General features: G+C 54.6%; 11 protein-coding genes. 2 read left to right on the top strand and 9 right to left on the bottom strand.

Annotated features, from left to right (window positions below; all coding sequences use genetic code 11):
• Nucleotides 1-114: 114 nt before the first annotated feature.
• On the bottom strand, nt 115-1,698 hold the full coding sequence (locus ACYVHB_RS15860; protein WP_461052738.1) for an FG-GAP repeat domain-containing protein: 1,584 nt from the start codon (nt 1,696-1,698) through the stop codon (nt 115-117).
• Between the two features lie 77 nt (nt 1,699-1,775).
• Between ACYVHB_RS15860 and ACYVHB_RS15855 the strand changes: the two genes are divergently transcribed.
• Entirely contained in the window at nt 1,776-2,933 is a 1,158-nt protein-coding gene (locus ACYVHB_RS15855; protein WP_461052737.1) for a glycoside hydrolase family 18 protein, read from the top strand.
• 34 nt (nt 2,934-2,967) lie between these two features.
• Here ACYVHB_RS15855 and ACYVHB_RS15850 read toward each other — a convergent pair whose 3' ends face one another.
• The 7 genes from ACYVHB_RS15850 to ACYVHB_RS15820 form a co-directional block, all read right to left on the bottom strand.
• Nucleotides 2,968-4,335 (bottom strand): alpha-L-fucosidase, encoded by a 1,368-nt coding sequence (locus ACYVHB_RS15850; protein ID WP_461052736.1) that lies wholly within the window; start codon nt 4,333-4,335, stop codon nt 2,968-2,970.
• 133 nt (nt 4,336-4,468) lie between these two features.
• The gene (locus tag ACYVHB_RS15845) at nt 4,469-5,350 is read right to left on the bottom strand and encodes a sugar phosphate isomerase/epimerase family protein (protein WP_461052735.1); all 882 of its coding nucleotides are present in this window, start codon (nt 5,348-5,350) and stop codon (nt 4,469-4,471) included.
• Nucleotides 5,351-5,477: 127 nt separating this feature from the next.
• Nucleotides 5,478-6,641, bottom strand: coding sequence for a glycoside hydrolase family 88/105 protein (locus ACYVHB_RS15840; protein WP_461052734.1), 1,164 nt, complete (start codon nt 6,639-6,641; stop codon nt 5,478-5,480).
• A gap of 59 nt (nt 6,642-6,700) precedes the next feature.
• Complete coding sequence (locus tag ACYVHB_RS15835) at nt 6,701-8,656, bottom strand: glycoside hydrolase family 127 protein (RefSeq protein ID WP_461052733.1); 1,956 nt, start codon at nt 8,654-8,656, stop codon at nt 6,701-6,703.
• Nucleotides 8,657-8,772: 116 nt separating this feature from the next.
• A complete protein-coding gene (locus ACYVHB_RS15830) occupies nt 8,773-10,206 on the bottom strand; it encodes a RagB/SusD family nutrient uptake outer membrane protein (protein WP_461052732.1) in 1,434 nt (477 codons plus the stop codon).
• A gap of 18 nt (nt 10,207-10,224) precedes the next feature.
• On the bottom strand, nt 10,225-13,491 hold the full coding sequence (locus ACYVHB_RS15825; protein WP_461052731.1) for a SusC/RagA family TonB-linked outer membrane protein: 3,267 nt from the start codon (nt 13,489-13,491) through the stop codon (nt 10,225-10,227).
• A gap of 223 nt (nt 13,492-13,714) precedes the next feature.
• Nucleotides 13,715-14,800, bottom strand: coding sequence for a M20 family metallo-hydrolase (locus tag ACYVHB_RS15820; protein WP_461052730.1), 1,086 nt, complete (start codon nt 14,798-14,800; stop codon nt 13,715-13,717).
• A gap of 626 nt (nt 14,801-15,426) precedes the next feature.
• On the opposite strand from ACYVHB_RS15820, the gene ACYVHB_RS15815 reads away from it, so the two are divergent.
• On the top strand, nt 15,427-16,074 hold the full coding sequence (locus ACYVHB_RS15815; protein WP_461052729.1) for an ATP-binding cassette domain-containing protein: 648 nt from the start codon (nt 15,427-15,429) through the stop codon (nt 16,072-16,074).
• Between the two features lie 287 nt (nt 16,075-16,361).
• Here the strand turns inward: ACYVHB_RS15815 and ACYVHB_RS15810 are convergent, their stop codons facing one another.
• The gene (locus ACYVHB_RS15810; protein WP_461052728.1) at nt 16,362-16,892 is read right to left on the bottom strand and encodes a hypothetical protein; all 531 of its coding nucleotides are present in this window, start codon (nt 16,890-16,892) and stop codon (nt 16,362-16,364) included.
• Nucleotides 16,893-16,898 lie beyond the last annotated feature (6 nt).

Genomic DNA, 16,898 nt, shown 5'->3' with positions numbered 1-16,898 from the left:
AATCCCCTAAACCGCACCGGCGGACCGCCCCTGAAGGGGACTTTGTACCCACTCAAACAAAGTCCCCTTCAGGGGCGGTCCGCCGGTGCGGTTTAGGGGTCAGGGACCTCTCGCTTATTGCCCCTGATGATTCTCCAGTACCAGCAATTGCGGAAAGGACGTAATGCCTTTGAGTAGTAACTGGGTCATTTCGCCAACCGTATGAAAATAGGAACCCAGCACAATATCAATATCGCCGTCCCGGTCGAAGTCGGCGGCTTCCATGGTCATCCATTTTCCGTAGGCGGCTTCCGGGGTGCTGAACGGTTTAAAGGTCAACCGGCCTTGGTTGGATAGATACAAAAAGCCCTGTTCCGGCTGTGCCAGACTGGTATAGAAGGACGTAGCTGCGATGTCGAGATCGCCATCTTTATCAAAGTCTCTGGCAACGGCTTTACTGGCCCCATACATCGGGTAAAACCAGGCTTCGTTGAAATTACCGTTCCGGTCATTCAAGTAAATGCGTACCCCGTGATAATTTTTGTTGATCGACGAATAGTCCCAATTGTCACCATTGGTCAGCAGAATATCCGGGAAACCGTCCTTGTTAAAATCTACCAGTTCAAAATAACTGGCCCCGAACACCGGCGAGAAACGCAACACGGTTTTTTCCCTGAATTTCCCGTTACCCTGATTGTAAAAAATGGTAACTTCCTCCCGCGCCTGCGCCATCAGCACCATAATATCCGGCTTTTTGTCATGGTTAAAATCAGCAATTTCAACCCGTCTGGCACCGGGCAACGCTTTCAAAACGTGTTCTTTGGCTGGATCGAAACCGTCGTACCAGAATAGCTTGCCCGCGTTATTGCCAAATCCACAAATGACGGCATCTTCCTTTCCGTCGGCGTTCAGGTCTGCGGCTGCAAACTGTACCGGCCGGGGTAAATCCCGGATGTTGATAACGGGCGAACCGGCTTTGGCAGATTTGTCCAGCGTCATCAGTCGGCCCAATTGCTGATCCGACGGGCTGAAAATGCCAATGGTGAGTAGCCGGGGAGCCGCATTTTTGGGAAAGTCAATATCCGTTGGCGGGGTATCAATCCACCAGGTATTTTTCAGCGAAGCATTGCCCGGTTGCAACTGACCGTCGAGCACGTACAACGCATTCTGGGCGTCCCCTACGTAAAGCTGACCGGTAGTTTGGTCGTACTTTAATAGGGTAGTCTGCGGTACTGGCTTATCGCCGGGCGATACGTCCCGGACCCTGAACAACGGAAGCTGATTGGTTATGGGTTGATTCGATTTTTGCGGCAACGGTTCGGCGGGCGCGGTACGTTCGTAATAGCGGACAATTTTTTGCCAGTCATCGACCGAGAGTACGGCGGTTTCGGGGTAAACGGCCAGTTTGCTCAGGGCTTTTTCTTCTTCGGGCGAGCGGGGTGTCAGCGTATCGTGTTCGGGCAGTTTGACGCCAAGCCGCCGGGCCATATTGGGAAGCACGCCGATAACCCAGGTCTTTTTGTCTAACAGTTCGGGTTCGGGAAACAGGTGGCAGCTTCCGCAATGGCGCAGGGCCAGTTGTTTACCCGCAGCGATTGAATCGCTGAGAGCCGCGCCTGTGGTATCCAGCATAACAGGGATAGCCTTCTTTTCAACGACCGAAAAGGAGGCTATCCACAGCGAGATGAAAATAACCAGACCGGTTTTAAAGGATGACATTAAATGGGTTAGTTTGCAGTAAAGACATTAATTGACGTTAAGTACGAAATTAATCGATCTCTTCAACTTGATTTAGCATGAAAAATTCCCGCTTACCGATTGTCCTCAGTGCGTGCTGCCTATTCCTCATGCTACGAGGGGCGCTGGTGCTGGCACAACCGGGCAGTCCGTCCCGTCCCTACGTCATTATCGGCTACGTAACGGGCAGCGGCTGGACGAAAGATCAGATTGAAGCCCAAAAACTGACGCACATCAACTATGCCTTTGCCGTGCCTGCCGAAACTGGTGAACTGGCCCCGCTCAGGGCGCGGGATTCCGTCAACTTAGCCGCGCTGACGTCGCTGAAGAAGGTCAACAAAGACCTGAAAGTACTGATTTCGATTGGTGGTTGGGGCGGTTGCAAATACTTTTCCGACGTAGCCCTGACGGACGCATCGCGCCGGAAATTTACCAGCAGCGCGGTGGCCCTGCTCCAAAAACACCGGCTCGACGGCGTGGACATCGACTGGGAATACCCGGCGCAGGTGGGTGACGGAAACATCTTTCGCCCGGAAGATAAGCAGAACTATACGCTGTTACTGAGCGCGTTGCGCGATGGCCTGGACGCGCAGGGTAAACGCGACCGGCGTACGGGCACGAACCACTACCTGCTGACAACCGCGACCGGGGCCGACACGGCGTTCGTTAACCACACCGAATTGGGTAAAGCGCAGCGCTACTTGGACTACGTCAACATCATGACCTACGACCTCTACCACGGCAACGATAAAACGACGGGGCACCACAGCAATCTGAACCAATCGGCGACCGGCAATCAGTCGCGCAACAGCACAGTCGACGCGGTCGACGGGCACATCCGGGCGGGTGTACCGGCGAACAAAATCGTGCTGGGTTTGCCCTTCTACGGACGCGGCTGGGCCGGTGTCAACAACCAGGACAACGGTTTATATCAGCCATCAACCGGCAAGCACTCGTTCATCAGTCACGACGAACTGGTCGCTGAATACATCGGCAAAAACGGCTTCACCCGCTACTGGGACGCCGAAGCAAAAGCGCCGTATCTGTGGAACCCCACGACGCGCACGTTTATTTCTTACGCCGACGAAGAATCATTTACCCACAAACTGGATTACGTAAAATCGAAAAGGCTGGCCGGGGTCATGTTTTGGGAATACATTCATGACTTACAACAAAAGAAGCTCCTCAACAAGCTAACGCCTACGTCACCAAAATAGGTGAGTAAAGGCGGAGCGGTAATTTGCTAACGGACTATTTTTCTTCCCCCGCCGATGCTTTGTACACACCCACTTCGGCCAGTTGCACGGGCCCGTTTGCGTTAGTCACCATGAGCCGGATGCGGGACGAACGCACCGCCGGAAACCGCAGCAGTCGCCTGTAACCAACCGTCGTAAAGCTCTGGAGCGATTGCCAATCCGTGCCGTTCCAGTACTCAACCCGGCCGGCCGCAATGCGCTGCCCGTTGGCGATGTTTTCCTGGATTGAAATTCGGTCAAACGTTTGCTCTCCGTTCAGGTCGATGGTCAGCGGCTGCGTCGCCGACAGCGGCACAAAGGAGACCAATTGTTTATCCGTCAGTTTTGGGTTCTTCGCGACTAAGTTCGTCCGAAACGTTTCGTCCAGCGTCCGTCGGAAAGCCATCAAACTCGCCACGTCGGCTTCCGACAGCAGCCCCTCGCGGTTAGGTGGCACGTTGAGCAGCAACAGGCTATTTCGCCCAACGGACTGGTAATACAGATCGACCAAGTTCTGCGCCGACCGCACCTTTGTGTCCTCAGCGGGGTGATAGAACCAGCCCGGCCGGATGGACACATCGGTTTCGGCCGGTATCCACGATTTTCCCACCGGGTCGCCCCGGTTCAGGTATTTCGAGTCGGCCACGCCGGGCGCCATGCCGTCGGTACTGATCGTTGACCAGCAGGTTTCGCCCGCGTTGCCTGCTTCGTTGCCCACCCAGCGCACGTCCGGTCCAGCGTCCGAAAACAGCACCGCCTGCGGCTGCAACTGCCGCACCAATGCCCAGTAGCCCGCAAAATCATAGGTCATGTCTTTGGCGTTTTCGCCCTTCGCCCCATCGAACCACACCTCCGAAACGGGACCGTAATTGGTCAGCAGTTCGCGCAGCTGCGCTTTGTAGTAGTCGTTGTAGGCGGCTGTGCCGTACTTGCTCTCGTGCCGATCCCAGGGTGAGAGATACACGCCGAACTTCAGCCCGAACTCGCGGCAGGCGTCGGCCACTTCACGCACTACATCACCCTTACCGTTCTTATAGGGGCTGTTCTTGACCGAATGCTCGGTCAGTTTCGACGGCCACAGACAGAAACCATCGTGGTGCTTGGCCGTGATGATCGCCATCTTAAATCCTGCGTCGCGGAGTGCCTTAATCCACTGCCGGGCGTCGAGTTTGGTGGGGTTGAAAATGGCCGGGCTTTCGGTGCCGTCGCCCCATTCCTTATCGGTAAACGTGTTGACCGTAAAGTGCAGAAACGCCGTCGTTTCAAGCTGTTGCCAGGCCAACTGACGGGGCGCGGGCTGTGGTGAAGGCCGGGGTGGTTGAGCGGGGCCGGACAGACTTGTCAGCAGAGTGAGTAGCAGGAGAGAGGTAAAGCGAATTGACATTGGGGTAATTAGTTTGTGGTTTGTAGTTCGTGGTTGCGGTTCCCCGCCGGGACTAACGCGGAGCAATCGTGCGTCAGTCCCGGCGGGGAACCGCAACCACAAACCACGAACTATAAACCACAAACTACTCTGCCTATTCCTTCACACTCTTCAGATACGCCATGCTCTGGGGCACCTGCGTGGCAAACGACGAGCTTTCGTCTTCGATGTAATAATGCTTGATACCCGCTTTTTTGGCCGCTTTCAATACGGCAGGCATGTTGATCGCGCCAGTGCCGAGGGCTACGTCGTTCTCTACCGACGTGCCGCCCGACAGATCGCCCGGTATGCCCTTGCGGAGGTCTTTGAGGTGCATCAGTTTAAACCGATTTCCGTATTTGGTGAGCAGTTCTTCGGGTTTCTGGCCCGGAAAAGCCGCCCAAAGCAGGTCAAGCTCAAAACTCACGTAGCGCGGATCGGTGTTCTGCACGATGTAGTCGAAGAGCGTACCATCCCCGTGTTTCGCAAATTCGTAGCCGTGGTTGTGGTAGCAGAACGTCAGGTTAAATTCATCTTTGAGCTGCTTACCAATGCGGTTAAAGTTGGTAACGGCGGCTTTAGCATCGTCCAGCGTGAACGGCGGCTTTTTCATAATCCAGGCCAACATAATGTACTCAGCGCCCATTATTTTGGCGTTGCGCCCGATCTCCCGCAGCTTGGTTGTGTCGAGCATGGCATCGTAACTACCCCCGGTGCTGGAGCAGCGCATCCCGCGTTCATCAAGCATTTTGCGTGATTCAGCAGCTGTTTTACCGGAAAATACTCCGCATTCGAGGTCGGTGATGCCCAACGCCCGGATGCTGTCGAGTGAGGCCGCCGGGTTTGCTCTCATGCCCCGCCGATACGTGTAGGTTTGCATGCCGGGCGTTTGGGGGAAGACTGCCGATTTCGTTTGGGCGTATAATTCGCCCGCGTTGAGTACGGAGAGCAATAGCCCGGCGATGGCTGCCCGGCCCGAATAGTTCATGATATTCATGTCTGACTTTTTTGTGTTATGGGCCGCGCTGACAACGAATTGTTGCCTCCCGCACCGACGATGAAAAGGCCCGGCTGGGCTTGTTTTACTGCAAATCAACCGGGTAGAACACAATTACAATGAAGGTCTACCGCTTCAGCTTGATAACCTGCGAACCCGCCAGCAGGAACGCGCCCGTGCCGTAGACCTCCCAGCTATCCTCGCTGAAATTACGCCGGGGGTCGGCTCCAATGGGCTGCACCCACCCCACCCGGCCTTCGGGCGAAACCAATTTCGTTATGGCTACCCACGCTTTTTCGACGGCGGGCTGGTAGGTTTTTCTGGGCAATATGCCCTGGTTGACGCCCCAGGCCAGTGCGTAGCAGTCGAAGCCCGACCCGCTGACTTCACCGCCCGGATAAGCCGCCGGGTCCAGCAAACTGGCCCGCCATAAACCATCGGCCTGTTGTAGCGCCAGCAGTCGCTCGCTCATCTGCCGATACTGCGTCAGGTAAAACGCCCGGCTGGGGTGTTTGGCGGGGAGTTCCTGTAGCAGGCGCACCAGTCCACCCATTACCCAGCCGTTGCCCCGCGACCAGAAAACCTTCTGCCCGTTCGCTTCTTTCTTACCTGCCCCACTGGCATCGACAAGGTAGCTGGCGTCACGGGCGTACAACCGTTCTTGCTGGTTGTACAGGTGATCGTAGGTTTGCCGAAACAGCGAATCAGACAGCGCGTTGTAGGCCGGATCGTTCAGCGTAGTGCTCAGTTTGGCCAGCACGGGCGGAGCCATGAATAGGGCATCGCACCACCACCAGGTCAGGTTGTGTTTGGCGACTTCCTGCCCTGGCACCGTTCGCATCTTCTGCACCGTGTCGATGGTCGACTGAATCATCCGGCGGTCCTTTTTGAGCCGGTACAGGTCAATGTACGTCTGGCAGATGGCAATGTCGTCGGCGTGGTCGAAGCGGGGACCGGGCCGCCACTGGTTCCGTTCGCCCATCGCCAGCAGCGAGTCGAGAATTTCGGGGGATTTTGTCGTTTCGTAAGCCGCAAAAACTCCGGCGTAAAACGCCCCGTTGGTCCAGTCGGTGGGGCTATGTTTGGGGTGTTGCAACTGCCATTTGGTCGCCTTCAGCAAAACATCTTTGATGTACGCTGGCGAAAAAACTTCGTCGCGGGCTGGGCTTCGGCGGACCGGAGCCGGGTTTCGCTGGTTCTTGACTGGCTCCTTGCCAAATCCGGTTTCGGTCAGTAGCAATACGCCAAAAAAGGCAATCCATACACTCGTTATAATTCCTGAATTAGTCATTTGTGGGTACGTAATTTCGGTGAAAAAGAACCGATTGCGGGCTTGCCTACTTATGCAGACTACTCCGATATGGTTACCGCCCGGATTCGGCGGGGGAGCCAGACCTGCATGGGGCTGTTGCCCCGGTTGGCCCAGGTGTAATACGGAATGGCCATTACCGAACGGGGCGTTAGCTGCACCGACTGCCCATCGGCGGCTGGTTCGGCGACGGACAAGTTGGCCCGAATCGCTACTACGGGTTCGTCCAGAACCTGCTGCGGCTGCGTGGTAAACGTCGCGTTGACCGGGACAACAATATTCCAGGCGAGACCGCTGTTATCAATACCTTCGACGCAGTACACCAGCGGCCCGCGCTGCAACGCAGCCCGGTCCTGATTGGCCTTTACTTCCCGGCGCGAGACGACCTGCCGCACCACCATTGGCAATGTCAGTTCCACCACGTCCCCTTTTTTCCAGGTCCGGTCGATCACCGCATAGCCTTTCTCCTCGCGGTAGACAACGGGTTTTCCGTTGAGTAACACGGTCACTGGTGCGGTAGCGGTGCTGTCGGCAAACCGGTACAGACCACCGGGAGCCGGTACGTTTCTGGCCCAGCCGGGAAGGCGCAGGTGCAGGGCATAGGCCACAGGTTTAGCCGGATTTACGGTCAGTTTCACCCGGCCCTCCCAGGGGTAGTTTGTCTCCACCTGAATGGGCACGTCAGTTTTACCGATACCGAGGGTAGCCTGGCTGCTCACGAACAGGTTCACCCAGATTCCCTGCGGTGACTGGCCATAAATATAGTCGCCCAGCGAGGCTACCAACCGCGCAATGTTAGACGGGCAGCAGGCCGTGCCGAACCACTCGCTACGCCCGGTGTTGCCCACCGACGAGAGCGGATTACCGTAGAAAAACCGGTCGCCCGACAGGCTCAGTCCATCCAGCGCCCCGTTATACAGGCTGCGTTCCAGCACGTCGATGTACTTGCTTTCACCCGTCAGCAGGTTCATCCGCTGGTTCCAGAATACCATACCCACCGACGCACAGGTTTCGCAATAGGCCGACGCGTTGGGCAGATCGAAATCATCCGTAAAGCCTTCGTTGTGGCCCGACGAGCCAATGCCACCCGTCAGGTACATATTCCGGTGCACCACGTCGTCCCAGACCGTGGTCATGGCCGACAAATAGCCCGGATCGTTGGTGGCAGCGGCAACGTCGGCAGCCCCGGTGTACATGTACATGGCCCGGACGGCATGGCCAGTAATCTCTTTCTGGTCCTTCACGGGTACGTCGTCCTGGCAGTATTTCGGGTTTTTCCAGTCGTCCCAAATTTTGCCCTTGCCGTAGCCGTGTCCTCGCTGAGCCAGAAACCAGTCGGCTAATTTCAGATACCGGTCCTGCTTAGTGAGGTGATAAAGCCGCATCAGGGCCAGCTCGATTTCCTGGTGACCGCTCACCCAATGCCGATTCGGAACCCGAAAGGTGGCATCGATATGGTCGGCAAAGCGGATGGCCACGTCAAGGAGTTTGCGCTTACCAGTTGTGTTGTAGTAGGCTACGGCGGCTTCGATCAGGTGTCCGGCGCAGTAATCCTCGTGCTTTTCCATGTCGGTCCAGCGTTTGTCGAGACCCATCAGCGTGTAATAGGTGTTCAGGTAGCCATCGGGCAGTTGAGCAGCCGCAATCTTGTCGATCCACGCATCGGCTTTTTGCTGAACGGCCGCATCGGGATGGTTTTTGAGTGAATATGCCATCGCTTCAATGGCTTTGTACACATCGGAGTCGTCGTAATAGATGCCTTCGTGGGTACCGTACTCTTTCCGGGCTACCTTCTCAAAGTTGCGGATTCGGCCCGTTTTAGTTTCGGTCTGCACAATGCAGGCGTTCAGCGTCGCCGTGGCCACCTTGTCTAATTTGGGTTTCCAGAAGGCATCCGTAATGGTCACCTGCGCGAAACCCACCGACTCAAACCGTTGCACCAGAAGTTGAGCCTGAGCAGGCACTGTGGCCAGTAGGAGAAAAAGTAGTTTTTTCATTGAATCGGATAACGGAGTAGGGAAGTTCGTGTTGGGCTACTTTTTCTTGTGGCTTCGCGCCGGATGCCCTTCGACAGGCTCAGGGTGACCGGCGCGAAGCTAACCATCCTCCCTCATCAATATCCCGCATTCTGCTTGATCTTGTCGGGATTGATGTCGATCTGGCTTTGCGGAACGGGAAAGACAAGGTTGTTCGCCATCAGATTCGTTTTAATGCCGATGGCCGTGGATTTGGCCTGTAGCACCGGCAACGCCCGGCCCGTCCGCACCAGATCGAACCAGCGATGACCCTCAAACGCCAACTCAACGCGCCGTTCCTGTTCAATGGCTAACCGCACATCCGCCTGCGACAGACCGGCTTTGTCGGCTAGTCCAACCCGCTTCCTGACGCGATTCAGCAACGGCAGGGCTGCGGCTGCGTTATCCGTTTCGTTGAGCGCTTCGGCGTACATCAGCAGCACGTCGGCGTAACGGAGCACGTAGAAATTATCTTCCGCATCGCCGTTGGTCGTGGGCACATCGGCATACTTGCGAATAAAGTAGTAGTCAACTTTATTACCGGCGGCATTGACGTAGCTGGTGGCAAACGACAGATTTTTGCGTGGATCGCCCGCTTCGTAGGTGCTTTCCAGATCGGGCGTCGGGCGGTTGTTGCCGCCCCCGCCGAACTGAATGACGGCATTCCCCGAGTTTTCGGGGGCATACACGTTGCTGAAGTTGCTGCCTTCGCCCACCGAGCCTTTCTTGTACTGCACCTCAAACACCGACTCCCGATTGTTTTTGTTGGCGGCTCTGAACAGGTCGGCGTAATTAGGCAGCAAGTCGTACGTGTTGGCGTCGACTACCTCCTTCAGCTTTGCCGCAGCCCCGGCGTAGTTGCGCTGCGTCAGGTACACTTTGCCCAGCAGCGATTTAGCCGCCCCGCGCGTGGCCCGGCCCACGTCCGCACCCGTATAGCGTTCAGATAGTACGCCTTCCGCGTCAGTTAGGTCTTTGATAATCTGGGTGTACACCTCGGCCACCGGTGCGCGGCTGTAGGCGTAACCCTCCGACGGGTCGATGATCTCGGTGAGCACCAGCGGCACGTCGCCGAACGGCCGCACGAGATTGAAATACATGAGCGCCCGCAGAAATTTGGCCTCCCCTACGATGCGCTTTTTGAGCGTTTCATCCATCGTTACGCCCACAATGCGGTCAATCACGGTGTTGGCGCGGTAAATGCCCCGGTAGCCGTCGCTCCAGCGGGCGGCCAGAAATGGGTTAGTCGTGCGCAGGTAAAACTTGTCGAACTCGTCCTGATCGGTCACCGAGCCGGACAACACTGGTGTCGTATCGTCGGAGGGCACTTCGGCAAAAATGTAGTTCTGCCCGTACTGGCCGGGAAATTGCAACGCGCCGTAAGCCCCGTTCAGGGCCGTAATCATATCCGACGACGTTTTGTAGAACGTATTGGAGTTGGCCTGCGCAATGGGCGACAGGTCTAAAAACTGATCTTTGCAGGCTGATAAACTCAGTGCAAACAGACCCGCCAGAATATATTTCGTTTTCATAAAATGTCTTGTTTGTGGTTAAAAGCCCAGATTTAAACCAGCGGTGTAGGTGCGGGCTAATGGATATGAACCGTAATCCACCCCACCCGTCAGCGGTCCTTCATAGCCGCTTACCTCAGGATTATAACCCAGGTATTTGCTGATCGTGAAGGCGTTCTGGACACCTACGTAAATACGCGCTGACTGAATTTTGGCACGTTGGGTAAGCGTTCGGGGCAGGTTGTAGCCCAGCGTAATGTTGCGGATTCGGAAGTAGCTACCATCTTCCACCCAGCGCGTCGACACCTGGTTGTTGTTGCCCGTGGTGCGGGTATTGGCGCGGGGGACCGTACCATTGCCGGGCTGCTGGGGCGACTGCCAGCGGTCGAGTACGGTGGTCAGTTGCTGGGCGTTGCCTTCAAGGTTTTCGTAGAACCGGCGCGACAGGTTGAGAATTTCTCCACCCTGAATACCCTGCGCTACAATGTTCAGATCAATTCCTTTGAACGACAGTGAGTTGGTGATGCCGTACACAAAGTCGGGCTGGTTGTTGCCGATTTGCGTACGGTCGTTGGCGTTAAGCACCTTATCGCCATTGACGTCTTCAAACTTTACGTCGCCCGGTCGACTATCGGCGAAGTGCGGGTACGCATCCAGTTCAGCCTGACTCTGAAAAATCCCCAACTGCCGGTAGCCGAAGAAGCTGCCCAGCGGTTGACCAATGACGGTGATGTTGGTTTCGCCGATGCCCGATGCCGAGCGAATGGGGTCGCCGGTGGGGCCGAGCCGGAGCACCTTATTGCGGTTAAAAGACAGGTTCAAGTCGGTGGTCCAAGTCAATGCGCCGGTGATGTTGCGCGTGCTGAGACCAAACTCCATGCCCTTATTTTCAACCTGACCGATGTTGCGAATGGCCGACGAGAAGCCCGTCAGCGTGGGCACCTGCACCGACAGCAGCAGATCGGTCGTTATGCGCCGGTAGTAATCGACAGTCAGGAAGATGCGGTTCTGAAACAGACCCACATCCAGTCCAACGTCGGTCTGGCGGCTGCGCTCCCACGTCAAGTCGTTATTACCAATGCTGCTGGTAGCCAAGCCGTTGACCAAAGCATTATTCAATACGTAGTTATCTTTGGTAAGTACCCCGATGCTGGGGTAATTGCTGGGATTACCGTTGTTATCCAAAAACGCGTTATTGCCCGACAGCCCGTAACTGGCCCGCAGTTTCAGTTCCGAAATCGCCGGGATGCCCTTCATGAACGACTCTTCGGTGATGCGCCAGCCAACCGACGCCGACGGGAACGTACCGAAGCGTTTGTTACGCCCAAACCGGCTGGAACCGTCGCGCCGGATCGACGCATTGAACAGGTAGCGGTCGTTGAGCGCATACGTTACCCGCGCGAAGTAGGAAGCCAGCGCCCACTGTTCCTGTCGGGCAGTAGGATTCGTAGGCGTGTCGAGATTAACCAGGGTGCCTGCGTTGATGGTACGCACCGCATCATTCGGAAAATTGATGGCGTTAATTTGTTCCTCTTCGTAACTGTTTTTTTGTGATTCTAATCCCACCAGCGCTTCGAGGTGGTGTTTCGTACCAAGATCGAGCGTATAATTGAGGGTGTGGCTGGTGACCCAGTTGACGTTCTGCGACGAAAATACCGAGCCGTTATTGGCGTTAGGCGGCAACAATTGGTTCAGCGGAATGGCCGAGGTTTGAAAGCGGTTCCGGCGCTGGTAGCTCAGGTCGGCCCCGAAAGTACCCCGATACCGAAGCGTTTTCCAAATAGCGTATTCAGCGTACGTATTTCCCAGTAGCCGTAGCGAATTGACGCGATCCTCACGCTCGGTGATGTTGGCCAGGGGGTTCGTGACGCCCGAGTAATCGTAGGCTCCCGAAATCTGGGCCGCTGAGTTGTACGTCCGGCCATCGGCCTGATAAACCGACAGAAAAGGTACGAGCGAAAGGGCTGCGTTGACAACGCCGTTGTTAGCCCAGTGACCATCGGAGTTAACCCGGTCCTCAACGGTGTAGGAAGGCGTGAAGCTCACCCCCACTTTCAACTTTGAGTTTAATTGAGCGTCGACGTTTGAGCGGACGGTGTAACGGTCCAGCCCCGACCGTTTGATGATCCCGTCCTGACTGATGTAGTTACCCGACACGAAATACTGCACCTTGTCGGAGCCACCCGACGCCGACACCTGGTAGTTGCTGATGGGTGCTTGCTGGAAAATCAGCGCCTGATAGTCGGTGTAGGCTAAGCTGGCCGGATTGTCGAAGTCGATGCCCGGAAACTCGCCCCGTGGGTAGCGGTAGCGCTGCGCAGCCGCCCGTTTGCTGTTCGGATCATCGACCGATGCACCCGGCACCCGCTCAAGGTAGGCTGTGTTGTACGCTTGCTTGGAATATTCGGCGAACTGCTGTGAGTTGAGCAGGTCCATGGTTTTAGCCACTTCCTGAACGCCCGTGTAGTAGTCTACGCTGATACGCGACTGACCCGACCGGCCGCGCTTGGTGGTTACTAAAATCACACCGTTCGCGCCCCGCGACCCAAAAATGGCCGTGGCTGACGCATCTTTAAGCACGTCAATCTTTTCAATATCATTCGGATTCAACTGTTGCAGGCCACCCGCGTTGGTTAGTCCGCCCGAGTTCAGCGGCTGACCGTCCACCACGACCAGCGGTCCGTTGCCCGCGCTAATCGACCCCAGGCCCCGCACTTTGATCGACGGTGCGTTGCCCGGTGCTCCCGTGTTCTGCTGAATCAGCACGCCCGGCAACCGGCCGCTCAGCCCTTCGACCACGTTTGTAACGGGCTGATCGCGAATGGTCTGCGTGTTAATCGACGCAATCGAACCGGTCAGTTCCCGGCGGTTCTGCGTACCATACCCCACCACCACAATTTCGCTCAGCGTCTTGTCGTCAGCCGTCAGCGTCACGTTTACGGTACTGCGATTGCCTACGGCTACCTCCTGCGTTACGTAACCGATGAACGAAAACGCCAATGTAATGCCACCGTCTGGGGCGCTGACGCGGTAGTTACCGTCGCCGTCGGTCGTGGTGCCGCGACTCGTTCCTTTTACCACCACACTCACACCGGGCAAACCCGCGCTGGTGGCTCCGTCCGTCACGCGTCCGGTGATGGTTTGGTCCGCTACCGGGCGCAGTTGGCGCGTTGGCGGGGGAGCCGTCTGGTACATTGCGTTGGGCAACGACCGGGCCGTCGCCATAAGCTGGGCTGATCCAGAATGACCGCCCAAGAGCAGCAAACCGGATAGCAGACAGGAAAATAAACGTAGAGTACGCATCATGTAAACGAGATTTGGTAAGCGTGAACGTTAATTCGTTGAATTCGGCAGATCGGCGCAGAAAAGCCGGGCTGGTCCAATTCAGAAGGCTAATCCTGAGCCGATCTATCGTTTTAGCCGGAAGATTTCTCTGATTTTCCCCAAAGCCACGATGTGCCCGTAATAATTGGGCAAGTTCGACTCAGCCACGATATAGTCAAGAAACTTACTTCTGGCGCATCACTGCTCAAAGAATCTGCTCCAGCATCTGGATGTACCCGTCGATGCCTTCCTCAATCTCGCGTAGATAAATGAACTCATCGGCCGAATGTGAGCGCCCCGAATGGCCGGGACCGCACTTGAGCGAGGGGCAGTTAAGCACGGCCTGATCCGAGGTTGTGGGTGACCCGTAAGTATGGCGACCCAGCGCAAGGCCCGCCCGCACGATAGGGTGATCGGCCGGAATGCTCGACGGTTTAAGCCGGATTGAGCGGGGTTTCACCTCGGCCCGGACGTTAGCCCGGATCGTTTCAATCACGGCCTCCAGCGTGTACTGCTCCGTTACGCGCACGTCGATGGTGAACGTGCAGGCATCCGGCACGACGTTGTGCTGCGTACCTGCGTTGATCATCGTGACCGAGAGTTTGACCGGCCCCAGCACGGGCGAAACCTTAGGAAATTGGTAAGTCGTCAGCCAGTCGATGTCCCGGATGGCGCTGTAAATGGCGTTTTCGCCTTCGTCGCGGGCGGCATGACCACTCACGCCGTGGGCGGTGCAGTCGAGCACGAGCAGCCCTTTCTCGGCAATGGCTAATTGCATGTCGGTTGGCTCACCAACGATGGCGAAACTAATGGGCGGTAGTTCGGGAAGGAGCCGTTCCAGCCCGTCGCGACCCGAAATCTCTTCTTCGGCCGTGGCCGCCAGCACAATGTTGTGGGTCATGCCGGGACGGTCGTAAAAATGGACAAACGTCGCCAGCAGTGCGGCCAAGCAGCCCCCGGCATCGTTGCTGCCTAAGCCAAACAGTTTGCCGTCGCGTTCGATGGGCGCAAACGGGTCGAGCGTGTAAGACGTATTGGGCCGCACGGTATCGTGGTGCGAGTTGAGCAGCAGCGTCGGTTTGGCGGGGTCGAAATAACGACTCAGCGCCCAGACGTTATTTTTCAGCCGCTCGCACGGAATCTGTCTTTCGCGAAAAAATTCCTCGATTAGCGCGGCCGTCTGATCCTCCTCCCGGCTGAACGACGGCGTAGCAATCAGACGTTTAAGCAGGGCGAGCGCGTCGGCGGTGAGGGCGGTGAATTGGCGAGTCGTATCCAGACGATCATTCATACGAGAGAGCGTTGACCGCTCAAAGATACGATCAACGTCCCAAACCGCTGAATACATGCACGATTGGTCGTTAGCGTCTTCCAATAGCTATAAACGGAGTTAGCTAAGTGCTTTTTTCCGCGCTTTGTACATTTCTCAGACTCGCCCTATATCTATCTTTATATAAATAGATTTTATTAAAAATTACGTTGTTCGATTTAAGTTAAACGAATAGGAATAGTGCAGATTTGACTGACTGCTTTCAGCGTTAAAGTTTCTTAATTTCGTCCTCAGTGTGGTTAAACGGTCTATATTTCCCAAATGCTATCGCTTCGCATCCTGTTGATCTTATACAAACAACTGTACCCATTGACATTGGCCACCTCTTTGTTGATGTGGTTGGTAGCTGGATACCCTACCCTTGAATCGGACAAATTCATGTCTTTCATCACCAAGTTCTTTTGGCTGCGTAATCTGGCTCAACTAATAATCTGGTACCTTTTTCGAACAACGAACCGGAAAGGGTTTGTCTTCTATCACCACTTTGGACTATCTGAGCTGCAATTAGCTGGTGGAGTGTATATTATTGATCTCTTGATATTTAGTCTATGTATTTGTCTAGCAAGTTTCATTCTTCAATAACAAGATTGGAAGCGGATAGCGTTTGGTTGGAATATGGAAACCATAAAATATTACAGAACGTCTATCTGCGAGTCGATATAGGCCAGATCGTTGGTTTATTAGGTCGAAATGGCACTGGGAAATCGTCTCTGTTAGAAATTATCCATGGTACCAAGTCCGCTCAAAACAGCTCAATTCGCATTAATGGTACTTATATAGGCAAGTTATACAAGCATCAAGGAGTGCTAGCCTATTTACCACAGAAGCATTTTGTCCCGAGTCATTTGACCGTTCGGCAAGCGTTAGATCTTTATCAATCTGACTTAATAGAGGCTAGCTCCTATTTTCCTGAATTGAATGAGTTAGTTTCCTATCGTTTTAATCACCTCTCCGGTGGCCAGAAACGCTTAGTAGAAACTGTCATGGTACTTGCCAGTCCAGCGCCACTAATCATTCTGGACGAACCGTTTTCAAACGTGATGCCTTTACACATTGAAACGCTAAAGACCTGGCTAGTAACTCTAAAAAGCAGAAAAGGGATTTTAATTACAGACCATTATTATCAGGATGTGTTGACGATTAGCGATAAAATCTATTTCTTAAACATGGGAGGTCGCACTATTCAGTTGGAGCATCCAGTCCGACAGCTAAAAGATTTCGGATATATAAGATAGGTTCTCACTGTTCTATAATCTAACGTTACGTTCTAAGCAAGCTACAATTTACTACAAAAGCCGCTTGTCTCAATAGGTTGTCTGTCAGATTATAATCCGTATCCTCGGTCCGTGGGGACACAGACCGAGGATGCACTCACCCCTATGACGAACGCCCAAAAATTGGCAGAGAACCAAAACTATTTATATACGCGGCCAGAGTTTTATTTAGTAACGAAGCAACGTTTTCGCTTCATAAACCAGACTATATTAAATCGTATTAACGGTCGCGGCAATGGCTTCTGGTATCAGAACAAAACTACTTGTCGACTCGCAGGCGCGATTCGACTAACTGGCCTTACGCTGTTATACATGTTACTGCGACCGACGATTCTTACCTCATTTAAAACAAGGCTGTTGTCCACATATTTTTCGGGTAATGTATTCGTGGGCACCAGTGGTTTACTGTCTTCACTGTAGTTAATATAGACGAAGGCAACCGGCAAGATATAGCTCCCTTTGTAACGAGCAGTCAACTGGGGTACTTGTTTCAATCCATTAATCAATTCATAGTCGAAGCCAAGCCTTTCTGCATACTTGGCATTGATCTTCGGGTATAAAACAGCTATATTTTGGATACCACCGGTGGAGTCGATGGAGAATTTTACGTAAAATCGGCCATAAACGCTCCCTCTGATGGCTGTTACGGGATAGTGGATGTGGTGCGCAAGCGTAGCCGTAAAAACAGGATCTTCATCAAGAGCAAAACCCGTAATCTGAGCATTCGCAGTTAGCCCGGTCAATAGCAGGGCAACCATTGTTGAACAAAGAGTTTTCATAATCGA

This window comes from Spirosoma arcticum (genome assembly GCF_054779955.1).
This window is presented reverse-complemented; position numbering and strand designations above follow the sequence as displayed.